This window comes from Eubacterium sp. MSJ-33, assembly GCF_022174665.1.
GTDB lineage: Bacteria > Bacillota > Clostridia > Lachnospirales > Lachnospiraceae > Coprococcus_C.
In genome coordinates, this window is record NZ_CP076562.1 from 476,790 (window position 1) to 502,396 (window position 25,607).

Genomic DNA, 25,607 nt, shown 5'->3' on the forward strand with positions numbered 1-25,607 from the left:
TAATGGATTTAAGCCAGTATCTTGAGATTTTTATTGATGAATCAAAAGAACATTTACAGACACTCAACGATCAGGTTTTGATTCTGGAAGCAGAGCCGGAAAACGTAGATACTGTAAATGAAATCTTCAGAGCTGCCCATTCTTTGAAGGGAATGGCAGGTACGATGGGATATAAGCGTATGCAGCGTCTGACACATGATATGGAGAATGTTTTTTCTGAGATTCGAAACGGTAAGATGAACGTGAATGCAGATCTGGTGGATATTGTGTTCAAGTGTCTGGATGCACTCGAGGGATATTTGACGAATATCATTGAAACTTCGGATGAGGGTACAGAAGACAATGACGAACTGATTGCACAGTTAAATGCAGTTTTGCAGAACGGCCTGGCCGGTTCTGGAGAGGCACAGGCGGCTGCCGCAACGGAAGAAGTAAAAGAGGAGAAGAAGCCGGAGGAAGGAGATCGTAGAAAATATCTGTCAATTCCATTGGCTGATTTTGAAAAGAATGCCATTAGTGAAGCAAAAGCACAGGGAATGCATGTTTATGCAACAACGGTTTACATTCAGGAGACTTGTCTGCTCAAGGCAGCTCGTGCATTTCTTGTATTTAAGGGCTTAGAGAATAAGGGTGATATTATCAAATCTGTACCAAGTGTACAGGATATCGAGGATGAAAAGTTTGATCTTGATTTTTCAATGTTTATTATCTCTGACAAATCATTGGAGGAAGTAAAGAAAACGATTGAGAATGTTTCTGAAATCGAGGAAGCAGTGATTGAAGAATATGAACTGAATGCCCAAGAACCGATGCAGGCAGAAGTTAAGGAAGAAGAGAAGAAGCCAGAGGAGACAACTGACAAGGCTGCTGCACCTGCAAAGAAGGAAGAGAAGAAACCGGCAGGCAAGTCCGGAAAGCCGGTTGTCAATCGTTCCGTACGTGTCGATATTGAGAAATTGGATGATCTGATGAATCAGGTGTCAGAGCTTATTATTGCTAAGAATGGACTTGTCTCTGTGACAGGTACACTTTCTACTCAGGATCAGTCCTTTAATGAGCAGATTGAATATTTAGAGCGAATTACAACGAATCTGCATGAATCTGTTATGAAGGTTCGAATGGTTCCGATTGAGAGTGTAGTGAATCGTTTCCCACGTATGATCCGTGATCTCTCCAAAAAATTAAACAAAGAGATGGAACTGATCATGACTGGTGAGGATACAGAACTTGATCGAACGGTTATCGATGAGATTGGTGATCCTTTGATGCATATGCTTCGAAATGCAGCCGATCATGGGTTGGAGTCAACAATCGATCGGCTGAAGTTAGGAAAACCACAGGTAGGTACGATTCGTCTGGATGCTTATCAGGATGGAAATAATGTAACAATCGAAGTTAGTGACGATGGCGCAGGTGTGGATGTAGAAAAAATTAAGCGCAAGGCGTTGGAAAAGGGACAGATTACAGAGGAACAGGCTGAATATATGACAGAGAAGGATGCAATTGATATGTTGTTTATGCCGGCATTCTCAACCGCAGAGAAGATATCTGATGTATCCGGCCGTGGCGTTGGTCTGGACGTTGTAAAGAACAAGATAGAAGGACTTGGAGGCGATGTTGAGGTTGTATCAAAGTTAGGAGAAGGAACAACATTTATTGTGCGATTGCCTTTGACGCTTGCAATCATTCAGGCTTTGATGGTAGAGGTGTCCGGTGAGAAATATGCGCTTCCGTTAAATTCTATTGTGACAGTCGAAGAGATTTTACCGGAGGATATCCGGTATGTACACACGAAAGAGGTTATCAACCTGCGTGGTTCGGTCATCCCGCTTGTACGACTGAATGAAGTTTTGGATATTGAGCCGTTCGAGAAGGACGTGGATGCTATCGAGGATGAAGGCGAAATCGTTGTAATTGTAAAGAAGGGTGACAAACAGGCAGGTCTTGTGATTGACAAGCTGCTCGGACAGCAGGAGATTGTTATCAAGTCACTTGGAAAATATATTCATGTGCCAAAGATGATCAGTGGTGCAACAATTCTTGGAAATGGTGAAGTTGCGTTGATTATTGATTCAAACACATTGGTGTAAGGGAGGTGCATATACATGGATGGAAATGCAGTAGCAAGTAGCGCAAAGCAGTATATTATTTTAAAATTTGATAACGAACAGTATGGAATTGATATTACTTATATTGACAATATTGTTCGTCTGCAGAAGATTACAAGAGTTCCGCATGCACAGCCATACTTCCTTGGAATCATTAATCTTCGTGGTGAAGTTGTTCCGGTTATGAGCATGCGACGGAAGTTTGAATTGCCGGACAAAGAAAATACAAATGCTTCTCGTATTTTAATTCTTAAAGTAGAGGGAAATGCAAAAATCGGTATTTTGGTAGATGAGGTTCGTGAGGTAGTTACTCTGACAGATGATAATATTGAACAGATTGCAACAGAGAATGGGGATACACGTACCTATCTGACAGGTGTTGGAAAGTACAATGAATCCTTGATTTCACTCTTAAATATTGGAGCATTGATCGCAGATATTGACAACGAATAAGAAAAGGTGTATGCCATGGAAAAACATACCGAACAGTTATCGGAGCAAGTAAAAGATGCATTGACAGAGCTTGGGAATATTGGAGCAGGAAATGCAACGACATCTCTTTCTGTACTGTTATCTTCGAAACTCAGTATGAGTGCTCCAACGGTAAAATTATATGATTTTAATGAACTGGAAAATGCACTTGGTGGACCGGAGACATCAGTCGTAGGTGTATTAAGCCGGTTGCATGGTTCGTTCAATGCGATGATCCTGTTTGTACTCGGATTAGAGGATGCCCAGCATTTGTCTGAAATCTTACTTGGACAGACACAGGACTGGCACAGTGAGATGGGAATGTCTGCAATCGGAGAGATTGCGAACATCCTCATTGGATCATATGTTGCCTCACTTGAAAACCTGTCTGGGATGGAGTTAAGATATTCCCAGCCGCAGATCTGTATCGATATGGCGGGAGCGATATTGAGCGTGCCATGTATTGAATATGGTATGGTAAGTGATAAAGCATTGCTGATCAATTCCGGTTTTAAGGCAGGTAATCAGGAGATAGATGGTTATATTATGTTGATTTCTGAGATGCATTCCTTTGACCAGTTGCTGCAAAAGCTAGGAATTGGAGGTGCAGGGAGTGAATGATGTTATCCGGGTTGGGATAGCGGATATGAACACTTGCATGGCGGGGGATACGATCACAACTATTGGACTTGGGTCCTGTGTGGGGATTGTATTATATGAGCGTACGAAAAATATTGCAGGATTGGTTCACATTATGCTTCCTGACAGTACAAAGATCAGACAAAACCAGAATAAATTAAAATTTGCAGATACCGGAATACAAGCTTTGATTGAAAAACTGGAAAAACAAGGTCTCAGCCGGAAGAGTATGATTGCCAAGATTGCCGGCGGTGCGAAGATGTTTCAGTTTTCTTCTGATACTGCAATGGGAAATATCGGAGAGAAAAATGTGGAAGCAGTACGGGAGGTCTTAAAGCAATATGGAATCAAAATTGTGTCGGAGGATGTAGGATTAAACTATGGACGAACCATCGTATTTGATCCGGTAACCAAAGATTTGACCGTGGTGACTGCCGGAAAGCAGACACATATTATATGAGTTGGAGACGATATAGTTGGAGACGAAAGACAAGTATAAAAATGCAAGAGCGTTTATTGTATTGTTAGCGGCACTTATTACATGGCTGCTTAATATGAAATATGAACGTAATCTTGTGCGCTCTTTGATCATATTACTGATTGTAATTGTTGTATTTTATATTATTGCAACAATTGCACTTAAGCTGATTGATAAAATTCGTAATATGGAAGAGGTAAAAGAAGTGGATATGGAGGAGGCGCAGCCCGGGGAAGATGCTGCGGATGCACAAAACCACGTATAACGGAAAATAAGGGGTGTTGCTGTACATGGCAATCATAGATAAAAAAGAACGATTGTGGATTGAATACAGTCATTCGAAATCCAGTTCCGTTCGGGAACAGTTAATAATCGAATATGTTTCTTTGGTAAAATTAGTTGCCGGAAGGCTTGCGATATATCTTGGATCAAATGTTGAGTATGATGATTTGGTGAGTTATGGCATTTTCGGGCTGATTGATGCGATAGATAAATTTGATTATGGAAAAGGAATCAAGTTTGAGACATATGCAAGTCTACGAATCCGTGGTTCCATTCTTGATCAGATTCGTAAGATGGATTGGATCCCACGTTCAGTACGGCAAAAACAAAAATCTATTACGGAGGCATCCAAGAAGTTGGAAGCAATGTGTGGACCAAATTATTCGGATGAAGATATGGCTCGGGAACTGGGAATATCAACGGAAGAATATGATGTATGGATGCAGCAGACAAATGTAACCAATATCTCCTCGTTAGATGATTTTATGGAACAGGGAAATGATGTGAAGGCATCAGTGTGTAATGAAAATGGAATCAATCCGGAGAATCGTGCATTAAAAGAGGAATTAAAAGTACAACTGTCAGAGGCTCTGTCACTTTTGACAGAAAAAGAGAAGAAGGTCGTATTATTATATTATTATGAAGATCTGACGTTAAAGGAAATCAGCCGGGTAATGGAGGTATCCGAGTCCCGGATTTCACAGCTTCATTCAAAAGCACTTACGAAAATGCGTCGATCCATGAACGAAAATTTTGCATTAATGATGGGTTGAGGAAATGCCTATGAAATACAAAAACTCGTTTTTTAAAGTCCGAATTAAAGAAGATGGTACATATTTGGATGTATTTCCACCAAAAGAAGATGGAAAAAAATTGCAGATTCAGGAAATCATCGCTTTTCTTGAGAGAAAGGGTTTCAAATCCTTTCCGGTGGATGCGTTGTACAAATCATTGAATTTATTGCATGAAAAACCACTCCAGATAAAAATTAGTGATGAAATAACGAAGCCATTTGATGAAAGTGCGATTGTTATTGTCTCGAAAGACAGTATGGCAGCATATATTCGTTTTTATCCCCCATCTACTGGCGGAAAGGTTATGACTGAACGGGAGATTCGTGCTGAATTAGAACGTCAGAAGATATTGTATGGGATTTTGGAGCCTGTGATGGAGAAACTGAAAACAAGCAGGACATATTGCACCAATATTCCGATTGCAAAAGGAATGGATCCGGTTCCGGCAAAAGATACAATGATTGAATATTATTTTAATACAAAACCGCTTGCCAAACCAAAGGTACTGGAAGATGGAAGTGTTGATTTTCATGCATTGAATCTTTTTTCGACAGTCAATCAGGGGGATTTGCTTGCAAAGCTGATACCTCATGATTCCGGAAAGCCGGGAATGAATATATATGGCAAACAAATTGCGCAGAATCATCCTAAAATTAGAAAACTGAAATATGGCCGTAATATTACATTATCAGAAGATGGTACGATGATTACCAGCAATGTTAATGGAAATGTTACTCTTGCAGATGGAACGGTCTTTGTATCAGACACTTATAAGGTGGCTGCTGACGTAGATGCTTCAACAGGTGACATTGAATATGAAGGAAATGTGATGGTGCCAGGTACAGTTCGAACCGGATTTACAATTCGTGCAAAAGGTGATATTGAAGTGAATGGCGTTGTGGAAGGTGCAACCCTGATAGCTGGTGGAAATATAGTTATAAAACGTGGCGTACAGGGGATGAATAAAGGAAAGCTGACGGCAGGCGGAGACATATGCGCACAATTTTTTGAAAGCGCAAATGTTGCTGCTAAGGGTGATATTATAGCGGGATCTATTCTGCATAGCCATATTGTGTCCGGTGGAAGGATTGTAATCAGCGGACGAAAAGGATTTATTGTAGGTGGCGAGATTATCTGTGAGACAAGCGTGGAAGCAAACAGTATCGGAAACCGTATGGAGACACAGACAATCATAAAGGTTGGCGTGAAGCCTGAATTGTATGACCGGATCAAGGGACTTGTTCCGGACGTGATGGAATTAAAAAGCTCGATTGAAGAGACAACTTCGTATCTGAATGTGTATAAAGAAAAATTAAAACGGAGAATCAAACTGACTCCGGAAAATGTCAAACAGATTAAAACTTATACCGAACGTGTAGAGAAAATGAAAAAAGAATATGTGGAAAAAAATGATATTCTGCAAGAACTTCGTCAGGAACTCACGCTTGGGAAAAAAGGAATTGTAAAGGTACTTGGAAATGCATATCGTGGTGTTATGATATATATTTCAAGCCTTTCTTATGCAGTAAAAGATGTAGAAAAACACAGTTTATACAAAATCGCAGATGGTGTTGTAAAGCCAACTCCGTTTTAAGCAGGGCATTGTAAAGGAGGAATATTTATGATTTCACCAATAATTGCAGCACAGAACTCTGCACCGGTTGCTTCCATCCAGCAAAATGTGGATGCACAGAGTGTTTTGCACAGTCAGAACGCATTGCAGGAGACGAAAGAACAGGAACGGGAAGTGCGAGAAACAGTCGTGCAGAAGGATGAAGCGGCATATTACGAACAAAGTCCGGATGCGAAGGAAGAAGGAAAAAATAAGTATCAGAACCTGTATTCAGGGAAGAAGAAAAAAGCAAAAGCGGAAGATACCGAGAAACATACCGGGATCAATCGCATAAATATTGATATTAAAATTTAAGGCGAGGTAAAGGAAAATGTCAACTACAGTCATTGTATTAATAGTAATAGGTCTCATATTTATATTTGTAAGCTTTGCTCTGTCTGAAAAACTTTCGGAAGAAAAAGAGGAAAGTGCTGGTGTTGTAAAGATTCCGAAGGAACTGACGCAGGAACAGAAGGAAAAAATTGACACTATGATCCGTGATTATATGGATCAGCAGGTTGATGGAAAGCTTTCAGATATTGAAACCCGACTTGCAGAAATAGTAAATCAGAAGACTCTGGCACTCGGAGATTATGCGGTTTCTGTCAATGAGGAGATTGACCGTAATCATAAAGAAGTTGTTTTCCTATATGATATGCTTTCTGACAAGCAAAAGGAAATTATGACAACTGTCAATATGATTGATGAATATAAGAAGGAAATCGCAGCGATGGTGCAGGAGCAGGCTGCACAGAATATTGTAAGAGACAGCCAGACTGCACAGGTACCGGTTGCGGAATCTGGGCCTCAGGAATCATCAAATCCGGTGGAAAAGACGGAAACAGATTCGGACCTTGATGAGGCAATCCGTGATTTAGAGGATACTCCACTTCCGGAAGAAACAAAAGAAGAATTGGAGAATGTTGATAACAAAGACATGATTCTGGAGATGCATAAGGCAGGACTCAGTATTTTGGAGATTGCAAAGCATCTTGGACTCGGTGTAGGAGAAGTGAAACTTGTTGTAGACTTATATCAAGGAGAGGCAAAGTGATGAAAAGAAAATATTTTGTACGCGGACTTGGCGTTGGTGTTTTATTTGGCGCATTGATCATGTTTGCTGCATATATGACTTCGGGCAAGAACCGCATGAGTGATGAAGATATAATGAAACGGGCACAGGAGCTTGGAATGGTGAAAAAATCGGAGTATGTTTTAGAATCGGATGTAAGTTCGGAGGAAACAACAACGGAGCATATTACGACGGAAGCTGCGACCGAGGAGACTACAACAGAAGCACCAACGACAACGGAGGACGCAACCACAGAGGTGCCGACAACAACAGAAAAAGCAACGACAGAAGCTGTTACAACAGAGAAATCGGATACTTCAACTAAAACAACTGTTACAGTTACAGGTGGTATGAGTTCAGAGACGATATCTTCGGCACTTTCAACCGCTGGAGTTGTAGATGATGCAACAAAATTCAACAGCTATCTTGTAGCGAATGGATATGATATGAAGCTTGAAACGGGAAGCTTCGAGTTTACTTCAGGAATGTCCTATGAAGAAATTGCCAGAATTTTGACACAGAAACAGTAAATGCAATAAAATTATAAATGAAAATAAAAAAAGTGCTTGTATGCACTTTTTTTTTATGTTATAATCGGCTTCGTGTGAAAAAACATGTGAGTGAATCGGCGAAAAGGGTGCCATATAACGCGATGGTCTTTTGCTAGACAGTTTGACACACGACTGTAAGAAGCTCACAGAAGAAAATATTTTATAACCCAGGAGGTAAGTTATGAGCGTTATTTCTATGAAACAGTTACTCGAGGCAGGTGTTCATTTTGGACATCAGACAAGAAGATGGAACCCTAAGATGGCTGAGTATATTTATACTGAGCGTAACGGTATCTATATTATCGATCTTCAGAAGTCTGTCGGCAAGGTAGATGAGGCTTACAAGGCAGTTCTTGACTGTGCAGCAAACGGAGGAAAGATTCTTTTTGTTGGTACAAAGAAGCAGGCGCAGGATTCTATTAAGGCTGAAGCTGAGAGATGTGGTATGTATTATGTTAACCAGAGATGGTTAGGTGGTATGCTTACAAACTTCGAGACAATCAAGACAAGAATTGCAAAGCTTGAGAAGTATGAAGCAATGGAGCAGGATGGTACATTTGATGTATTACCTAAGAAGGAAGTTATCGAGATCAAGAAGGAGATGGAGAAGCTTCAGAAGAACCTTGGTGGTATCAAGGATATGAAGGAAATCCCTGACATGATCTTTATCGTAGATCCTCGCAAGGAGAGAAACTGTGTACAGGAAGCACACACACTTGGTATTCCGCTTGTTGGTATTGCAGATACAAACTGTGATCCGGAAGAACTTGATTATGTGATTCCAGGTAACGATGATGCTATCAGAGCTGTAAAGCTGATTGTTTCTAAGATGGCAGATGCTGTTATCGAGGCAAATCAGGGTGCAGATGTAGAGATAGCAGAGGAAGCTAAATCTGCAGAGGCTGACGCAGAGCAAGAGTAAGAAGTATCGGTTTAGGAGGACAAAAAAATGGCAGCTATTACAGCTAGTATGGTAAAAGAGTTAAGAGAGATGTCTGGCGCTGGTATGATGGACTGTAAGAAGGCTCTTACAGAGACAGACGGCGATTTCGACAAGGCAATGGAGTTCCTTCGTGAGAAAGGACTTGCAACTGCTGTAAAGAAGGCAGGAAGAATCGCTGCAGAAGGTATCGTTATGACAACTGTTGTTGATGGCGGTAAGAAGGCAGCTATGGTTGAAGTAAATGCTGAGACAGATTTCGTTGCTAAGAACGAAGTATTCCAGACATATGTTAAAGAAGTTGTTGATCAGATTGTTTCTACAGACGTTCAGGATGTAGAGGCATTGAAGAATGAAAAGTGGGTATTGGATCCTTCTATGACAGTTGCTGAGAAGCATGCTGCTATGGTTGCTAAGATTGGTGAGAATATGAACATTCGTCGTTTTGTCAAGATCAACACAGAGGGACATATCGTTTCTTATATCCATGCAGGTGGAAAGATTGGTGTATTGGTTGAGGCTGATACAGACGCATCTGGCGAGGCAATTGATGAGTGCATGAAGAATATCGCTATGCAGGTTGCAGCTATGAATCCAAAGTATGTTTCTACAGATGAAGTATCTGAGGAGTATAAAGCTCATGAGCTTGAGATTCTTGTTGCACAGGCTAAGAATGATCCTAAGAACGCAAACAAGCCTGATAATATCATTGAGAAGATGGTTCAGGGACGTTTGAACAAAGAACTTAAGGAAGTTTGTCTGCTTGAGCAGGAGTATGTAAAGGCTGAGAACAAAGAGAACGTTGCTCAGTATGTTGCAAATGTAGCAAAGGCTAACGGATGCAAGCTTGCAATTAAGCAGTTCGTTCGTTTTGAGACAGGTGAAGGTCTTGAAAAGAAAAACGAGGATTTCGCAGCAGAAGTTGCAGCTCAGATGGCTGGAAACTAAGTAAAAAAACGATAAAATAAAACGCCTGATATACCGCTTTGGCATGTCAGGCGTTTTTTCAATTTTTAAAAATGAATCGGAGATGAGAGACATGAAGAAATATAAGATGCTTATTTTTGATATGGATGGAACGATTTTATATACATTAGAGGACTTGAAAAATACAACGAATTATGCGCTAAAAAAGCATGGTTTTCCGGAACGGACGTTAGAAGAGGTGCGTCAGTTTGTCGGAAACGGTATCCATAAGTTGATTGAGCGTGCCGTTCCGGAAGGAACTATGGATGTAGAAATCGAGGCGGTGTTTGATACATTTGAAGTCTATTATAAGGATCATTGCATGGATACAACGAGACCGTACGATGGTATCAATGATCTGCTTACAAATCTGCGTGCACAAGGATATATGACAGCAGTCGTGTCTAATAAGGTTGATTTTGCTGTTCAGGATCTAGTAAAAGATTTCTTTGCCGGACAGTTTGACATTGCAATCGGGGAACGCGAGGGCGTGCGTAAGAAACCGGCACCGGATTCGGTGTTCGAAGTATTGAAGGAATTTAACTTGAATAAAGAAGAGGTTATCTATATTGGAGACTCGGATGTAGATTATGCAACTGCAAAAAATGCTGATGTAGATTGCATTCTGGTAGAATGGGGGTTCCGCGACCGCACATTTTTGGAGTCACTTGGTGCAACAGTCTTCGCGAAAAAACCAGCAGATATTCTGAATATTGTCGGGTGTGATTCTTAAAATGTGAAAAGAATATGAACTGTTAGCACATATCATTGATGAGTGCTAAACAAGATGCTATAATGATTCATGTTCATTAATATTTTTACAGAAAATGGAAAGGAGCATGGAATGTTACGTATTTTTAAGAATTTCCGAAAACAGGAAGTGGTATTGGCTCTTTTCAGTGTGGTATTTGTAGTGGCACAGGTCTGGCTTGAGTTAAAACTGCCGGATTACATGCGGGAAATTACATCACTGATTACGACACAGGATAGTGCAATGCATGATATCCTGATTGCAGGTGGAAAAATGTTACTTTGTGCGTTTGGCAGTTTATTAGTAACTATATTGGTTGCTGTCTGTGCATCGCGGATTGCTTCAAATTTCAGCGCAATTGTGCGTGGAAAATTATTTGACAAGGTACAGTCGTTTTCAATGGAGGAGATTGGTCGGTTTTCGACTGCCAGTTTGATCACACGATCTACAAATGATGTGACACAGGTACAGATGTTGATTGTTATGGGACTTTCCATCATGCTGCGGGCACCGATCATGGCGGTGATGGCTATCTTGAAGATTGTTGATAAGAGCTGGCAGTGGACACTCTCCACGGGCGTTGCGGTTGTTGTATTATTGGTTGTCGTTATTATCTGCGTTAGCTTATGTATGCCGAAGTTCAAACGCTTACAGAGTCTGACGGATGAAATCAATCAGGTAACACGTGAGAATCTGACAGGCTTGAACGTTGTTCGCGCCTATAATGCGGAAGCATATCAGGAGGAGAAGTTCGAGAAGGTCAACAAGGATCTGACAGATACCCATTGGTTTACATCAAAGACTATGGCATTTATGATGCCGACGATTATGATGATCATGAATGGTCTTTCGCTTGCAATATATTGGATTGGCGCGGTTTTGATCAACGATGCACAGGATATGCAGGGAAAATTCACGTTATTCTCGGATATGGTTGTATTTTCTTCCTATGCGATGCAGGTTGTCATGTCGTTCATGATGCTAGTTATGATTTTCATTATGCTGCCGAGAGCTTCCGTTGCAGCAAAGCGAATCCTGGAGGTATTAGACACCGAGCCATCCATCGAGGATGGGATGAGAGATACTTTCCCGGTTATGAAGGATGGAGAAGTGGAATTTAAGGATGTCAGCTTTAAATATCCGGATGCAGAGGAATATGTACTTGAACATATTTCTTTTTCTGCGAAGAAGGGTGAGACAATCGCATTTATCGGTGCAACCGGATGTGGAAAGAGTACTGCAATTAACCTGATCCCTCGGTTTTATGACGTGACAGAAGGTGAAGTTCTGGTTGATGGTGTGAATGTAAAAGAATATACACAGGAAGCACTGCATAATAAGATTGGATATGTCAGCCAGAAGGCAATCTTGTTTTCCGGTACAATCGCAGAGAATGTGGCGTATGGTGAAAATGGAAAGGCGCCTGCGACGCAGGATGACATTGCGCGTGCTGTCAGTGTAGCGCAGGCGAGTGAATTTATAGAGAAGAAGAATCAGGGTTTTGGTGGCTATGTGGCTCAGGGTGGTTCGAACTTCTCAGGTGGACAGAAACAGCGTTTGTCGATTGCGCGGGCGATTGCCAGACAACCGGAGATTTTAATCTTTGATGATTCATTTTCTGCGCTTGACTATAAAACAGATCGTATTCTTAGAGAAGCACTGCATAAGGAATGTAGGGATGCAACGAAGATTATCGTTGCACAGCGAATTGGAACAATTCGTGATGCGGATAAGATTATCGTGTTGGATGATGGACAGATTGCCGGTATGGGATCGCATGACGAGCTTATGAAGAATTGTGAAGTATACCAGGAAATTGCATATTCTCAGTTATCAAAGGAGGAACTTGCATAATGGAAAAAGATAATTATGAAATCGGTCAGAATAATCGTGCTCCCAAAGTTTCTCGTCACGGACCTGGCAGAGGTATGCACCCTGGTGAAAAAGCAAAGAATTTCAAAGGAACATGGGCAAAGCTTCTTGCAAATTGCAGAAAATACTGGGGAGCTATGATTTTTGCAATTATCTGCGCAGGCATTGGAACGGTATTAACATTGATCGGACCGGATAAATTATCCGAGATGACGGATCTAATCACCGATGGCGTGATGACCGGAATTGATATGGATGGAATCAAGCGGATTGGAATTACGCTGATTTGCTTCTATGGATGCAGTGCATTATTGTCACTGATCCAGAACTTGATTATGGGATATGTCACACAGCAGGTGTCAAAAGGACTTCGAAGCAATATTTCTAAGAAAATCAATCGTCTGCCGATGTGGTTTTATAATCAGACATCAACCGGTGATGTGTTATCCCGTGTGACGAATGATGTTGATACGATTGCGCAGTCCTTTAACCAGAGTATGGGTAATCTGGTTACAGCTGTTACACTTTTGATCGGATCACTCATTATGATGCTCAAGACAGATATCACAATGACGATTGCAGCGGTCTTTTCAACATTGCTTGGGTTTGTATTCATGACTTTAATCATGAGTAAGTCACAGAAATATTTTGCAAGACAGCAGGTGCATTTAGGCGAAATTAATGGGCATGTCGAAGAAATATACGCTGGACATACGGTTGTGAAGGCGTATAATGGTGAGGCAAAATCAAAGGCGAAGTTCGATGAGATGAACGAGAACTTAAGAGATAGTGCATTTAAAGCACAGTGTCTCTCCGGACTGATGATGCCACTTATGACATTTATTGGAAACCTTGGATATGTAGCAGTCTGTATCGTCGGTGCACTGCTTGCAATGAATGATAAGATTTCGTTTGGTGTAATTATTGCATTTATGATGTATGTTCGTTACTTTACACAACCACTCAGTCAGATTGCACAGGCGATGCAGGCATTGCAGTCTGCGGCTGCTGCCGGTGAGCGTGTATTTGAGTTTACCGATGCTGAGGAGATGGAAGACGAGAGTGCAAAGACGAAGAAACTTTCCGATGTCAAGGGTGAGGTATCCTTCGAGCATGTCAAGTTTGGCTATAAGGATAGTGACAAGATTGTTATCCATGACTTCTCTGCTATCGCAAAACCGGGACAGAAGGTGGCAATTGTAGGACCGACAGGTGCCGGTAAAACAACCATGGTGAATCTTCTGATGCGATTCCATGAGATCTTAGATGGTGATATCAAGATCGATGGTGTATCAATCAAAGAAATGACACGGGAAGAGGTTCATAACCAGTTCTGTATGGTACTGCAGGATACATGGCTTTTTGAAGGAACGGTACGGGAGAATCTTGTATATAGTCAGGAGAATGTACCGGAAGAAAAAATCGAGCAGGCATGTAAAGCAGTTGGTCTGCATCGATTTATCCGAAGTCTGCCAAAAGGCTATGATACGGTATTAAATGATCAGGTAAATCTGTCACAGGGACAGAAACAGCAGCTTACAATCGCCCGTGCAATGATTGCAGATCGCCCGATGTTGATTTTGGATGAGGCAACGAGTTCAGTAGATACAAGAACTGAGCTTATCATCCAGAGAGCGATGGATGAACTGATGAAGGGAAGAACATCATTTGTAATTGCACACCGGCTTTCCACGATCAAGAATGCCGATTTGATTCTTGTATTGAAGGATGGCGATATCATCGAGAGTGGTACGCATGAAGAACTGCTTGCAAAGAAGGGCTTTTATGCAGATCTGTATAACAGTCAGTTTGAGCAGGCATCTTAAAAATATATTTGGAATCAGGACAAGTACTCCCTGCATACATTTATGTGAATGTATGTAGGGAGTTTTTTTATGAGGAAAAAAGCAGTAAGAAGAATCTGGCAAACTATGATTGCTGGTATTGTCGGAGGGGCGTGTATTTTTGGATGCGGTAATCTGGAGGCTGTGCTCGCAGATACTGCAACTGTGACTGATGCGACAGTGGGGGATGCAACGGCAGGGGAGGCTGACAGTGATACGGATATCCAATCTTCGGAAACTATATTTGACGGAGCGGTCAGTGCACAGGCGGATGCCACGGAATCAGACGCAGCACAGATGCATGTAAATATGGAAAAAGATGACATTTCTGTTCTAAACGCTGTTGCACAAGCAGCTTTGGTGAGTAATAAAAAATATGCGGGTCAATATCATATAGATTATATTTTGTCACATTACGGCTATTTTGTACAAAATGATTTGGAGGGTGATTATGTTTCAGATACTGTTGGTGCAATCGTGGTAGGAAATTGTCTGAATCTGAAAAATACGATTGGAAAGGTAAAATCCGCAGCATCTTATGCGAAATATTTGATTGATCTTGCTGATTATCATGCCGGTTCGTGGAATGATACAACAGGGATAGATACGAATTTTTATTATACGGAAAGCTATATGTCATACAAAGACTGGTTGACAAACCGTATGGTGAAAGTTGCGGATGATTATATCAACATGGACGAAGCGTTTGATACTATCATGCAGGAATCCAAGGTGTTGGAGAAAGGCGGTCAGGCAGGATATATGGAACAGGGAGATCTGGTCATCGACTTTGCAGATTCCAGAACGATTACAGTCAGCGGGGCAGATTTTACAAATGCGAAGCGTGTGATTCTGAAAAATGTAACAGCCGAAGATATTTTTTCGAATGCATATACGATTTCTGTTTCCGGAGATAGTGATTATATTTTGGATACTTCAAAAATCGAAATTTGTGGCACGCCATTAAATAACAATTATTTCTTCAATTTGGTAAATAACAGGCCAGGAGGTTTACAGGGAGGGCAGTATTACAGCGGTGGATTTGGATTGGTCTGGAATTTCCCGGATGCAAAAAATATAACAGCGAACTTTCTGACCGGACACATTGTTGCACCATCCGGCAATGTATCGCTTATTGGTGGCAATCATGAAGGTCAGGTAATCGCACGTAATGTAAAGGCAAGCTCGGAGTCACATTTTTATCCATATAATGTAACGACAACAGAAAGTGGCACGACAACAGAAGTTGTTACAACAACGGAAAGCGGAACAACAACAGAAAGCGGAACAACAGAAGCCGTTACAACAACAGAAAGCAGCACAACAACAGAAAGCGGAACAACAGAAGTCGTTACAACAACAGAAAGCGGCACAACAACAGAAAATGTTTCAACATCACAGAGTAGTACATCGGCAGAATATCAGACAACAGCAGAGCAGCTTACAACAAGAGAGACATTGGTTGTTATGCCAAAGGCTGACATAAAGCCGGTTACATCAAATGAGGTAAAAACAGGAGATATCATGGCGCTGGGAATTGTGATAACTCTGCTTGTGGCTGCCGGTGCAGGAATCTTACTGATTACAGTCCTTTGGGAGCATAAAAAGAAATAATCTGCATATATGTAATTATAAAAAGCTCCAAATGGTAAGAAGTATGCAAAGACTTCAACAATTTGTTATTTATGTATTTATGGCAGTCTGTCTGTTTTTATCTGTTTTTGATAACACTGTACAAACGGTAAAACAATATTTACCAAAACAGGCAAATATAGAAGAGAGTAAAAGAGCCTGTTGGATATCCTATATTGATATTCAAAAGTATCTTTCTGACAAAAATGAGGCTGCTTTTCGGGCAAAAGTACATGCTATGTACAATACTGTAAAGAAAAATGGAATGAATACAGTGATTGTACATGCACGTGCCATGGGAGATGCTTTTTATCCATCGGAATATTTTCCGTATTCGGAGTATTTATCGAAGAATCGGAAACAGCCGACGTATGATCCGTATGAGATTCTTGTTTCTGCAGCGCATGATGAAGGGCTTAAATTTGAGGCTTGGGTGAATCCGTATCGTATTTCCATCGGAACGGAAACGACAGAAAGCTTTATGCAGACACCCTATTATGTAAAGTATCAATCCATGATTATAGAATATGAATCAGAAAGTGGAACCTGTCTTTCTCTTGATCCCGAAAATGCGGAAGCGCAGCAATTGGTTGTGGATGGTGTATCAGAAATTATGACACGATATCCGGTCGATGGCATTCATTTTGATGATTATTTTTATATGCCGGGGATGAAGGATTCCTGTTCCGTGGAAGTGAAAAAACAGGCGGTCAATAAGTTGGTTCATTCTGTATATTGTGTGATTAAAGAAAAAAACAAGGATTGTGAATTTGGAATCAGTCCGGCTGGAAATCCGGACTATGCAAGGTCACAGGGGGCTGATATTGATACATGGGTATCGGAAGAAGGATATATTGATTATATTATGCCTCAGATTTATTGGACAGATCATTACCGGACTGAAAGTGGAGAGGTGCAGATGTTCTCGGAACGGAGTCTGCAATGGATGCAATTGCGTACAAATCCACATATAAAATTATATATTGGGCTGGCATTATACCGTGCAGGAGAAGTTTCGGATACGGATGTCGGCTGGTCGATGCAAAATAATAATCTGGCGGAACAATGGTCACGAAGTGATGGGATGGGATACGATGGATTCGCATTGTTTCGATATGCTTATCTGGAAGAATCGTCTGCACAGACAGAACTGGAAAATCTACAGACGTATCTGAAAAAACAAACGGGAATATTGACATCGGATGTGGAAGCATATCTGGTATATACTGTCAAAATGCAGACACTTACATGGCAGGAAGCAAAGCTGGATGGCGTTGTTGCAGGTTTTACAAATCAGAGTCTGGCGGTGGAGGCAATCCGTATACAACTAGGATCTTTGGCACCGCGTGGAAATGTACGGTATGTAACAGAGAACGGACAGGGGCAGGGAATCTGGAAGAGGGATGGACAACAGACCGGCAGTGATATCGGGGAAGAAACTATATCAGGAATCAGAATTAATCTGACCGGTGAGATTGCGCAGCAATATGATATTATATATCGCGTATATATCAATGAGCATGGATGGACGGAATTTGAAAAAAATGGTTCTTATGCAGGAGGAGGAATGATACAGGCTATTCAGGTGAAACTTATAAAAAAGATAGAATAATGCTTGCAAAAACATAAAAACATGCTATAATATATAAGACTTGAATACAGATGACGCAGAGTGGGTTAAAAAAACCCACTCTTTGTTTTTGAAAAGGTGAAAAGTCAGAAAGGTGGCAGACGTGAAAAAACAGGAAATTGAACAACACTGCACTGACCTTGTAACTCCGATTATTGCGGAACACGGGTTTGAACTTGTAGATGTGGAGTACGTGAAGGAAGGCTCGGACTATTATCTGCGCGTTTATGCAGATAAAGAAGGTGGCATCAATATTGATGACTGCGTATTGATTAGCCGGAGTCTGGAAGAAAAACTGGATGCTGCAGACCGGCTGACGGACCCATACATTTTGGAGGTGAGTTCTCCGGGACTTACAAGACCGCTTAAAAAGGACAAGGATTTCAAACGGAATCTGGGCAAAAAAGTGGAGGTAAAGCTTTATCGGGCAGTGGATGGCTGCAAAGAATTTGAGGCAGTTCTGACTGGCTATACGGATACAACAATTACCTTACAGCTTGTGGATTCCGAGGATCCAAAAGATTTTTCAAGAAACGATATTTCTATGATAAGATTGGCATTTGAATAAAAGAGGAGGATAAAAAAATGTCAGAGATTATTGATGCTTTAAATCAATTAGAGCGCGAAAAAAGTGTCAGCAAGGAACTGGTGATGGAGGCAATTGAGAAATCATTGGTGGCAGCCTGCGAGAAAGATTATGGAAAGAATGTACTTGTGGAAGCGCATATGGATCGTGAGACAGGTGCAATCACTGTTGTACGCAAGAAGGAAGTTGTTGAGGAAGTTGAGAATGATGAGAATCAGATTTCTTTAACACAGGCAAAGGCAATGGATAGTAAGTACGAAATCGGTGATTTTGTGGAATATCCACTGGAGTCTATGGATTTTGGACGTATGGCTGCACAGAAGGCAAGAAGTATTATCATCCAGAATATCAAAGAGGGTGAACGTGATGCAATCTACGAGCGTTTTGCATGTAAGGAGCATGACATCGTTAATGGTGTTGTACAGCGTTTTGTGGATAATACAATCTATATCAGTCTTGATGAGAAGACAGAGACAAGACTCAAGGAAAATGAGCAGGTAAAATCTGAACATTACAAGGTTGGAGACCATATCAAGCTGTATGTGGTTGAAGTGAAGAAACCGGAGAAGAAGGAAAACAAACGCAAAGATGGCAAGGATAAGAAAAATAATACAGGTATTAACATTCATGTATCCCGTACACATCCAGAGCTTGTAAAGAGACTTTTTGAAAATGAAATCGAAGAGATTCAGAATGGTGTGGTAGAAATCATGGGAATCTCCAGAGATGCAGGATCCCGTTCGAAGCTTGCAGTTCGTTCTTTAGATCCAAACGTTGATCCGGTTGGTGCCTGTGTAGGTATGGCAGGCGCGAGAGTGAATACAATCGTTGATGATTTAAAGGGAGAGAAGATTGATGTTATTGCATGGGATGAAGATCCGGAGGTTTACATCAAGAATGCACTGAGCCCATCGGATGTTATCTGGGTTCAGGCATACACGGAAGATCAGGATGGAAAGCAGAAGAAATGTGCAAGAGTTGTTGTACCGGATGATCAGTTGTCGCTCGCAATTGGTAAAGAAGGACAGAATGCAAGTCTGGCTGCAAAGCTGACTGGCTATAAGATTGATATTAAGAGTGAGTCACAGGCACGAGATCTGGGTATGATTATTGATGATTACGAAGATAACTATGCCGGTAATTTTGAAGATGAGGAGTAGATAACTTGGCAAAGCAGATACCACTTCGACAGTGTGTAGGCTGTCGTGAGATGAAACCAAAGACGGCGCTTGTCAGAGTAATAAAAACGCCGGAAGACGAGATATGTCTGGATAAAACCGGTCGAAAAAATGGCAGAGGTGCCTATATCTGTCTGAATCAGACATGCCTGGAGAAAGCAAAAAAGTCAAAAGCACTTGAACGTTCGTTAAAGACAGACATTCCGGAAGAAATCTACCAGACCATCGCAGAGGAGATGATATAATTGGTACAAAATCAGAATCGTGCATTGTCTATGCTTTCAATTGCAGCAAAGGCAGGTAAAGTACAGAGTGGCGGATTTCTGACTGAGAAAGCGATTCAGGAGGGCGTTGCATATTTAGTGATTATCGCGGAAAATGCATCAAACAATACGCAGAAGAAATTCATGGATAAATGTAAGTATTATGAGATTCCGTATACGGTCGCGTTTGACAGTATAACACTTGGCAGACAGATTGGAAAACAGGAACGGACAGTGCTTGCTGTGACAGATGTGGGTCTGGCAAAACAGATTTCTGACAAGTTGGATTAGTTTAAGATTGGAGGTGTAACCCATGAGAGTACACGAGTTTGCAAAACAGTTGACAGCAGAACTTGGAAAAGAAGTAAAAAGCAGTCATATTATTGATATATTGAGCAGCAAAAAAGAAGGGTTAAAAGCACAGAGCAGCATTGATGATGCAATGATGAAATTTGTGCGGGATTCTTTAGGTGGAAACAAGCCGGCTGAAGCAAAAAAAGAGGAACCGAAGAAGGCAGAACCAAAGAAGGAAGACATAAAGAAAACAGAAACACCGAAAAAGGCAGAGACTCCAAAACAGGAGAATAAAAAGAATCAGCCTAATAACAACTCTAATTCTGGAAATCATAACGGAAACCAGAATAAGAAGAACAATAACAACAATCAGAACCGCAACAACAATCAGGGTAAAAATAATAACAATAACGGAAATAACCAAGGCAGAAATAATAACGGTAATAACAATAAGCAGAATAATAACCAGAACAACCAGGGTAAAAACAATGGAAATAAACCTGCAAACGGAAACAATCAGAATGGAACCAAGCAGGAAAGCCGTGGCACAAATTTCCGAAATGCTGTAAGCAATAACCGAAATACAAGAAATAACAATAATAACAACAATCGTTTTAATAACAATAACAACCGTAACAATAATAATCGGAATAATCAGCCGGCACCAAAGAAACAGGAGCCGGTAGAACCGGTGATCAAGACAATCAAGCTGCCGGAAGTATTGACAGTCGGAGAGCTTGCAGGAAAGATCAAGGTTCCGGTTGCACAGTTGATTAAGAAGATGTTCATGGCTGGTAAGATGTATAATGTAAACTCTGACCTTTCATTCGATGAAGCGGCGGATATTGCACTTGAATATAACTTCATTGCAGAGGAAGAGGAAAAAGTCGATGTGATCGAAGAACTTCTTCGCGAAGAGGAAGAAAATGAGGCGGATATGACCTCAAGACCACCGGTTGTCTGTGTTATGGGACACGTCGATCACGGTAAGACATCTCTGCTTGATGCAATCCGTAATTCAGAAGTTACAGCAGGTGAAGCAGGTGGTATCACACAGCATATCGGTGCATCGGTTGTTTCTATCAATGGTCAGAAGATTACATTTTTAGATACACCGGGGCATGAGGCCTTTACAGCGATGCGTATGCGTGGTGCACAGTCTACTGATATTGCAATCCTTGTTGTTGCTGCTGATGATGGTGTTATGCCACAAACCGTAGAGGCGATTAACCATGCGAAGGCAGCCGGCATCGAGATTATCGTTGCAATCAATAAGATTGATAAAGAAAGTGCGAATATTGACCGTGTAAAGCAGGAGTTAATGGAATATGAGCTTGTACCGGAAGACTGGGGTGGTTCGACGATTTTCTGTCCGGTATCTGCACATACAAAGGAAGGTATTGATAATCTTCTTGAGATGATCATTCTGACAGCGGAGATCTTAGAGCTTAAGGCAAACAAGAATCGGAAGGCTCGTGGTATTGTTATTGAGGCACAGCTTGATAAGGGTCGTGGTTCCGTTGCAACAATTCTGGTACAGAAGGGTACATTGCATGTGGGTGACTGCCTGGCAATCGGTGATGTTCATGGTAAAGTACGTGCGATGTTCGATGATAAAGGACGAAAAGTGAAGGAAGCAACTCCGTCTATGCCGGTAGAGGTACTTGGCTTAAATGGTGTTCCAAACTCCGGAGAGATTGTAATAGCTACAGAAAATGAGAAGGAAGCACGTCAGATATCCGAGGCATTTATCAATCGTGGCAAGGAGAAACTGATTGCCGATACGAAGCAGCGTATGTCTCTCGATGATCTTTACAACCGGATTCAGGAAGGTAATGTGAAAGATTTGAATCTTATCATTAAAGCAGATGTACAGGGTTCTGTAGAGGCAGTTAAGCAGAGTCTGCTTAAGCTTTCCAATGAGGAAGTAGCTGTTAAATGTATCCATTCCGGTGTAGGTGCAATCAATGAAAGTGATGTGATTCTTGCTTCTGCAAGTAATGCGATTATCATTGGATTTAATATTCGTCCGGATAATCAGGCGAAGGAAGTGGCAGAACGTGAGAAGGTTGATATCCGTCTGTATCGTGTCATCTACAATGCGATTGAGGATATCGAGAGTGCAATGAAGGGTATGCTTGATCCAATCTTTGAGGAGAAAGTAATCGGTCATGCAGAGGTTCGTCAGACTTACAAGGCTTCCGGTGTTGGTACAATCGCTGGTTCGTATGTATTAGACGGTACGATCCAGAGAAACTGCAAGATTCGTATCAGTCGTGAAGGCGAGCAGATCTTCGAGGGTGAGCTTGCATCGTTGAAGCGTTTCAAGGATGATGTAAAGGAAGTTAAAACAGGATTTGAATGTGGTCTTGTTATGGATGGATTCAACGATATCAAGGAAGGCGATATCATTGAAGCATATATTATGGTTGAGGTACCAAGATAGAAATGAGAAAGACAAGTCATAAATCACAGCGAATTAACGGGGAAGTCCAGAAAGAACTTTCCCGGATCATTCGGATGGAGTTAAAGGATCCGCGCATCAATCCCATGACATCCGTAACCGATGTCATGGTGACACAGGATCTGAAATATTGTAAGGCATATATTAGTGTACTTGGAGATACAGAGTCCGCAGCAGAGACATTGAAGGGACTGGAGCAGGCAAGCGGATATATCCGACGTGAGCTGGCACGAACAGTTAATCTGAGAAATACACCGGAGTTATCATTTGTTTTGGATACATCCATCGAGTATGGTAACTATATGTCAAAACGTATTGATGAGGTAATTAAAGAGGATCAGAGCAAGCAGAATGAAGAGTGAGTTGTTAAAATTAATTGAGAGCGCAAAGACAATTGGAATCTTCGGGCATATACGGCCGGATGGAGATTGTGTTGGTTCGTGTCTGGGATTGTATAATTATATTCAGGATAATTATGACACAGAGGTGACGGTATATCTTGAGAATATCCCGGATAAGTTCTCGTTCTTAAAAGGAGCGGAGGCAATCTGTCATGAACCGCAGTCGCGTGTGTTAGATCTTGCAATCTCGCTGGACTGTGGGGATCGCGACCGGCATGGATGCTTTTATGAGTTTTTTGGTATGGCAAAAAAAAGCGCATGTCTGGATCATCACAGAAGCAATCAGGGCTTTGGAGACTATTATTACTGTGATGCAGATGCATCTTCCGCAAGTGAGGTTTTGTTCCGGCATATTGATTCGGAAAAAATTTCGCCAGCCTGTGCAGAATGCCTGTATCTTGGAATTGTTCATGATACAGGAGTATTCAAATACCCGGCATGTAAAAAAGAGACGATGCAGGTAGCGGGAGAATTGCTGTCTCATGGTGTTGATGCGCAGAAAATCATTGATGATACATTTTACAGAGTCAGCTATAAGCAGAATCTGTTAATGGGACAGGCTATGCTGAATGCAAAACTTGTTCTTTCCGGTCAGGTTGTTTATACTTTTGTGACAAAGGAAATGTTTGAAACCTTTGGTTGTGGAAAGGAAGAAACGGATGGAATTGTTGATCGTATCCGCGTCATTGATGGCGTGGAGGTCGCAATTTTTGTGTATCAACTTGGCGATGCAATGAAGGTAAGTCTGCGTTCCATACGTAAAGTTGATGTGAGCAAAATTGCGGTTGCCTATGGAGGTGGCGGACATATCCGTGCTGCAGGTTTTGAAGTGACAGGTGATTTTGAAACAGTTGTTGCAGATATTATAAAGATGATAGAGGAACAGCTTTGATAGATGGAATTATAAATGTATACAAAGAGCAGAATTATACATCATTTGATGTAGTTGCAAAGCTGCGTGGCATATTAAAACAAAAAAAGATTGGGCATACCGGGACACTGGATCCAATGGCAGAAGGTGTCTTGTTGGTTTGCCTTGGAAAAGCAACGAAGCTGGTAGATCTTCTGACCGAAGGCAATAAATGTTACCGGGCAACGATGAAACTTGGCTATGAAACAGATACCGAAGATGTAACTGGTGAGAAAACTGTGGAAGGGGATTCGGCAGTGATTTCCGGTCTGACGGAAGAAACAATATGTAAGGCAATTTTATCTTTCGTAGGTAAGTATGATCAGATTCCACCGATGTATTCTGCCATAAAAAAAGACGGGAAGAAATTATATGAGTACGCAAGAGCAAGCATCGAAATCGAACGGGAAGCAAGAACGGTTGAAATTTATGATATAAGTAATATTGTGAAAGAAGCAGACGATATCTACAGCTTTGATGTTCATTGTTCGAAAGGAACGTATATCCGGTCCTTGTGTCGCGATATCGGAAGAAAACTTTCCTGCATGGCTGTGATGTCGGGATTGGTGCGTAAAGATGTTCATGGCTTTTCTGTAACAGATGCAATGACACTTCAGGAGATAGAAAAAAGACAAACAGAAGGAACTTTACAACAAAAAATTCTGCCTGTGGATGCACTCTTGCAACAGTATCCGGCATATGAGATTACCGAACAGGCAGAGAGTTATCTAAAAAATGGAAACAAACTATCTCCGCGTTTTTTCAAAAATATGGGAGAAAATCGGGAGTTTCGGATTCGGGTGTATAATGCAGATGGATTTGCAGCCCTGTATGATTACAAAGAGGAAGAACAACTATACAAGCCATTTAAAATGTTTTTATGAGGAAACTTAATGTGAAGAAACTAGCATACAATGATGTGAATATCGCGGATACTGTTGTGGCACTTGGAAAATTTGAAGGACTGCATAAGGGACATATGTTACTTATCAATAAAGTTTTACAGCTTTCTCATGAGACAGGAAAACAGTCGGTTGTTTTTTCTATTGATATGCCGGGAACGAAACGAATTTATACGATTCCGGAGAGAAATCGCATTCTGGAAGAGATAGGAATTGATTTTAATATTACCTGCGAATTTACGAAGAAATTTGCTTCAATGAAGCCGGAAGCGTTTGTAAAAGATGTTTTAGTAGAACGATTACATCCGGAATATGTTGTAGTGGGAAACGATTTTCGGTTTGGCAAAAATCGTCAGGGAGATGTTGCATTGCTTGAGGAATTAGGGAATCGTTATGGCTATGAGGTGCTTGCTTTTGAAAAATTGCGAGAGCAGGGAACGGTTATCAGTTCTTCTTATATACGGGAGCAGATTGAGCAGGGAAATGTTGATCTGATTCAGGAATATATGGGACGACCATACAGCATAGCCGGAATTGTACAATATGGAAAACAGCTTGGGACAACAATCGGATTTCCAACAGCGAACCTGATTCCGGATGAAGAAAAACTGCTGGTTCCTAACGGAGTCTATGAGACAAGTCTTATTTTAGACAATCTTCGTTATCGCGGCATTACAAACGTAGGAGATAATCCAACTGTGGATGATGATCATAAGATTAAGGTTGAAACAAATATCCTTGATTATAATGGAAATCTGTATGGAAAATATCTAAAAATTGAATTTATCCGTCAAATTCGAAAAGAAATCAAATTTGATAGCATAGAAGCCTTGAAAAATCAGATCAAATCGGATATACTAGAAGTCGCGCACCAGTAGCTCAGTGGATAGAGCAATGGCCTCCGGAGCCATGTGCGGAGGTTCGATTCCTCTCTGGTGCACTTTTCATGTGATTGTTCGAAGGAGGA

26 protein-coding genes and 1 tRNA gene are annotated in these 25,607 nt (G+C 41.2%); all 27 read left to right on the plus strand.

What is annotated here, in order from left to right; translation table 11 throughout:
* Positions 1 to 2 precede the first annotated feature (2 nt).
* A complete protein-coding gene (locus KP625_RS02170) occupies positions 3 to 2,090 on the plus strand; it encodes a chemotaxis protein CheA (protein ID WP_238299049.1) in 2,088 nt (695 codons plus the stop codon).
* 15 nt (positions 2,091 to 2,105) lie between these two features.
* Positions 2,106 to 2,561 (plus strand): chemotaxis protein CheW, encoded by a 456-nt coding sequence (locus KP625_RS02175; RefSeq protein WP_177969745.1) that lies wholly within the window; start codon positions 2,106 to 2,108, stop codon positions 2,559 to 2,561.
* 15 nt (positions 2,562 to 2,576) lie between these two features.
* Positions 2,577 to 3,200 carry a chemotaxis protein CheC gene (locus KP625_RS02180; RefSeq protein WP_177969746.1) on the plus strand — a complete coding sequence of 208 codons (624 nt, stop codon included), beginning with the start codon at positions 2,577 to 2,579 and terminating at the stop codon, positions 3,198 to 3,200.
* Complete coding sequence (locus KP625_RS02185; RefSeq protein ID WP_238299050.1) at positions 3,193 to 3,678, plus strand: chemotaxis protein CheD; 486 nt, start codon at positions 3,193 to 3,195, stop codon at positions 3,676 to 3,678. The genes KP625_RS02180 and KP625_RS02185 overlap by 8 nt, the downstream gene beginning before the upstream one ends.
* A gap of 16 nt (positions 3,679 to 3,694) precedes the next feature.
* A complete protein-coding gene (locus KP625_RS02190; protein WP_238299051.1) occupies positions 3,695 to 3,961 on the plus strand; it encodes a hypothetical protein in 267 nt (88 codons plus the stop codon).
* A 25-nt stretch (positions 3,962 to 3,986) separates the two neighbouring features.
* The gene (locus tag KP625_RS02195) at positions 3,987 to 4,751 is read left to right on the plus strand and encodes a FliA/WhiG family RNA polymerase sigma factor (RefSeq protein ID WP_238299052.1); all 765 of its coding nucleotides are present in this window, start codon (positions 3,987 to 3,989) and stop codon (positions 4,749 to 4,751) included.
* A gap of 10 nt (positions 4,752 to 4,761) precedes the next feature.
* Complete coding sequence (locus KP625_RS02200; RefSeq protein WP_238299053.1) at positions 4,762 to 6,366, plus strand: DUF342 domain-containing protein; 1,605 nt, start codon at positions 4,762 to 4,764, stop codon at positions 6,364 to 6,366.
* A gap of 27 nt (positions 6,367 to 6,393) precedes the next feature.
* The gene (locus tag KP625_RS02205; RefSeq protein WP_238299054.1) at positions 6,394 to 6,699 is read left to right on the plus strand and encodes a hypothetical protein; all 306 of its coding nucleotides are present in this window, start codon (positions 6,394 to 6,396) and stop codon (positions 6,697 to 6,699) included.
* Positions 6,700 to 6,715: 16 nt separating this feature from the next.
* Positions 6,716 to 7,438, plus strand: a complete 723-nt coding sequence (locus KP625_RS02210) for a DUF6115 domain-containing protein (RefSeq protein WP_238299055.1) — start codon at positions 6,716 to 6,718, stop codon at positions 7,436 to 7,438.
* On the plus strand, positions 7,438 to 7,986 hold the full coding sequence (locus tag KP625_RS02215) for an endolytic transglycosylase MltG (protein WP_238299056.1): 549 nt from the start codon (positions 7,438 to 7,440) through the stop codon (positions 7,984 to 7,986). Before KP625_RS02210 ends, KP625_RS02215 begins: the two co-directional genes overlap by 1 nt.
* 202 nt (positions 7,987 to 8,188) lie before the next feature.
* Entirely contained in the window at positions 8,189 to 8,929 is a 741-nt protein-coding gene (gene rpsB, locus KP625_RS02220) for a 30S ribosomal protein S2 (protein ID WP_238299057.1), read from the plus strand.
* 27 nt (positions 8,930 to 8,956) lie between these two features.
* The gene (gene tsf / locus KP625_RS02225) at positions 8,957 to 9,895 is read left to right on the plus strand and encodes a translation elongation factor Ts (RefSeq protein WP_177970762.1); all 939 of its coding nucleotides are present in this window, start codon (positions 8,957 to 8,959) and stop codon (positions 9,893 to 9,895) included.
* Positions 9,896 to 9,986: 91 nt separating this feature from the next.
* Complete coding sequence (locus tag KP625_RS02230) at positions 9,987 to 10,646, plus strand: HAD family hydrolase (RefSeq protein ID WP_238299058.1); 660 nt, start codon at positions 9,987 to 9,989, stop codon at positions 10,644 to 10,646.
* A gap of 111 nt (positions 10,647 to 10,757) precedes the next feature.
* A complete protein-coding gene (locus KP625_RS02235) occupies positions 10,758 to 12,518 on the plus strand; it encodes an ABC transporter ATP-binding protein (RefSeq protein ID WP_238299059.1) in 1,761 nt (586 codons plus the stop codon).
* Entirely contained in the window at positions 12,518 to 14,362 is a 1,845-nt protein-coding gene (locus KP625_RS02240) for an ABC transporter ATP-binding protein (protein ID WP_238299060.1), read from the plus strand. The genes KP625_RS02235 and KP625_RS02240 overlap by 1 nt, the downstream gene beginning before the upstream one ends.
* A gap of 69 nt (positions 14,363 to 14,431) precedes the next feature.
* Positions 14,432 to 15,994 carry a collagen-binding domain-containing protein gene (locus KP625_RS02245; RefSeq protein WP_238299061.1) on the plus strand — a complete coding sequence of 521 codons (1,563 nt, stop codon included), beginning with the start codon at positions 14,432 to 14,434 and terminating at the stop codon, positions 15,992 to 15,994.
* Positions 15,995 to 16,073: 79 nt separating this feature from the next.
* Positions 16,074 to 17,624 (plus strand): family 10 glycosylhydrolase, encoded by a 1,551-nt coding sequence (locus KP625_RS02250; RefSeq protein WP_238299890.1) that lies wholly within the window; start codon positions 16,074 to 16,076, stop codon positions 17,622 to 17,624.
* A gap of 121 nt (positions 17,625 to 17,745) precedes the next feature.
* Positions 17,746 to 18,210 carry a ribosome maturation factor RimP gene (gene rimP, locus KP625_RS02255; RefSeq protein ID WP_238299062.1) on the plus strand — a complete coding sequence of 155 codons (465 nt, stop codon included), beginning with the start codon at positions 17,746 to 17,748 and terminating at the stop codon, positions 18,208 to 18,210.
* A 17-nt stretch (positions 18,211 to 18,227) separates the two neighbouring features.
* Positions 18,228 to 19,388 carry a transcription termination factor NusA gene (nusA, locus tag KP625_RS02260; protein WP_177969594.1) on the plus strand — a complete coding sequence of 387 codons (1,161 nt, stop codon included), beginning with the start codon at positions 18,228 to 18,230 and terminating at the stop codon, positions 19,386 to 19,388.
* Between the two features lie 5 nt (positions 19,389 to 19,393).
* Positions 19,394 to 19,651, plus strand: a complete 258-nt coding sequence (rnpM, locus tag KP625_RS02265) for an RNase P modulator RnpM (RefSeq protein WP_177969593.1) — start codon at positions 19,394 to 19,396, stop codon at positions 19,649 to 19,651.
* Positions 19,652 to 19,960: a L7Ae/L30e/S12e/Gadd45 family ribosomal protein gene (locus tag KP625_RS02270; RefSeq protein ID WP_238299063.1), complete on the plus strand. Its 309-nt coding sequence runs from the start codon at positions 19,652 to 19,654 to the stop codon at positions 19,958 to 19,960.
* Between the two features lie 22 nt (positions 19,961 to 19,982).
* Positions 19,983 to 22,409, plus strand: coding sequence for a translation initiation factor IF-2 (infB, locus tag KP625_RS02275; protein ID WP_177969592.1), 2,427 nt, complete (start codon positions 19,983 to 19,985; stop codon positions 22,407 to 22,409).
* A 2-nt stretch (positions 22,410 to 22,411) separates the two neighbouring features.
* Positions 22,412 to 22,789, plus strand: coding sequence for a 30S ribosome-binding factor RbfA (gene rbfA, locus KP625_RS02280; RefSeq protein WP_238299064.1), 378 nt, complete (start codon positions 22,412 to 22,414; stop codon positions 22,787 to 22,789).
* Complete coding sequence (locus tag KP625_RS02285; protein ID WP_238299065.1) at positions 22,779 to 23,720, plus strand: DHH family phosphoesterase; 942 nt, start codon at positions 22,779 to 22,781, stop codon at positions 23,718 to 23,720. The genes rbfA and KP625_RS02285 overlap by 11 nt, the downstream gene beginning before the upstream one ends.
* Positions 23,717 to 24,622 (plus strand): tRNA pseudouridine(55) synthase TruB, encoded by a 906-nt coding sequence (gene truB / locus KP625_RS02290; RefSeq protein WP_238299066.1) that lies wholly within the window; start codon positions 23,717 to 23,719, stop codon positions 24,620 to 24,622. Before KP625_RS02285 ends, truB begins: the two co-directional genes overlap by 4 nt.
* An 11-nt stretch (positions 24,623 to 24,633) precedes the next feature.
* A complete protein-coding gene (locus KP625_RS02295; RefSeq protein WP_238299067.1) occupies positions 24,634 to 25,518 on the plus strand; it encodes a bifunctional riboflavin kinase/FAD synthetase in 885 nt (294 codons plus the stop codon).
* Positions 25,509 to 25,580 (plus strand) — tRNA-Arg (locus tag KP625_RS02300). The genes KP625_RS02295 and KP625_RS02300 overlap by 10 nt, the downstream gene beginning before the upstream one ends.
* The last annotated feature ends 27 nt before the right edge of the window (positions 25,581 to 25,607 follow it).

Bases quoted from the DNA above. Each gene is read 5' to 3' on its own strand.
- tsf (WP_177970762.1), top strand. From the start codon at position 8,957: ATGGCAGCTATTACAGCTAGTATGGTAAAAGAGTTAAGAGAGATGTCT.
- KP625_RS02210 (WP_238299055.1), top strand. From the start codon at position 6,716: ATGTCAACTACAGTCATTGTATTAATAGTAATAGGTCTCATATTTATA.
- KP625_RS02175 (WP_177969745.1), top strand. From the start codon at position 2,106: ATGGATGGAAATGCAGTAGCAAGTAGCGCAAAGCAGTATATTATTTTA.
- KP625_RS02215 (WP_238299056.1), top strand. From the start codon at position 7,438: ATGAAAAGAAAATATTTTGTACGCGGACTTGGCGTTGGTGTTTTATTT.
- KP625_RS02205 (WP_238299054.1), top strand. From the start codon at position 6,394: ATGATTTCACCAATAATTGCAGCACAGAACTCTGCACCGGTTGCTTCC.
- KP625_RS02180 (WP_177969746.1), top strand. From the start codon at position 2,577: ATGGAAAAACATACCGAACAGTTATCGGAGCAAGTAAAAGATGCATTG.
- nusA (WP_177969594.1), top strand. From the start codon at position 18,228: ATGTCAGAGATTATTGATGCTTTAAATCAATTAGAGCGCGAAAAAAGT.
- KP625_RS02285 (WP_238299065.1), top strand. From the start codon at position 22,779: ATGAAGAGTGAGTTGTTAAAATTAATTGAGAGCGCAAAGACAATTGGA.
- KP625_RS02195 (WP_238299052.1), top strand. From the start codon at position 3,987: ATGGCAATCATAGATAAAAAAGAACGATTGTGGATTGAATACAGTCAT.
- KP625_RS02235 (WP_238299059.1), top strand. From the start codon at position 10,758: ATGTTACGTATTTTTAAGAATTTCCGAAAACAGGAAGTGGTATTGGCT.
- KP625_RS02230 (WP_238299058.1), top strand. From the start codon at position 9,987: ATGAAGAAATATAAGATGCTTATTTTTGATATGGATGGAACGATTTTA.
- rbfA (WP_238299064.1), top strand. From the start codon at position 22,412: ATGAGAAAGACAAGTCATAAATCACAGCGAATTAACGGGGAAGTCCAG.
- KP625_RS02245 (WP_238299061.1), top strand. From the start codon at position 14,432: ATGAGGAAAAAAGCAGTAAGAAGAATCTGGCAAACTATGATTGCTGGT.
- infB (WP_177969592.1), top strand. From the start codon at position 19,983: ATGAGAGTACACGAGTTTGCAAAACAGTTGACAGCAGAACTTGGAAAA.
- KP625_RS02170 (WP_238299049.1), top strand. From the start codon at position 3: ATGGATTTAAGCCAGTATCTTGAGATTTTTATTGATGAATCAAAAGAA.
- rpsB (WP_238299057.1), top strand. From the start codon at position 8,189: ATGAGCGTTATTTCTATGAAACAGTTACTCGAGGCAGGTGTTCATTTT.
- KP625_RS02250 (WP_238299890.1), top strand. From the start codon at position 16,074: ATGGCAGTCTGTCTGTTTTTATCTGTTTTTGATAACACTGTACAAACG.
- KP625_RS02200 (WP_238299053.1), top strand. From the start codon at position 4,762: ATGAAATACAAAAACTCGTTTTTTAAAGTCCGAATTAAAGAAGATGGT.
- KP625_RS02240 (WP_238299060.1), top strand. From the start codon at position 12,518: ATGGAAAAAGATAATTATGAAATCGGTCAGAATAATCGTGCTCCCAAA.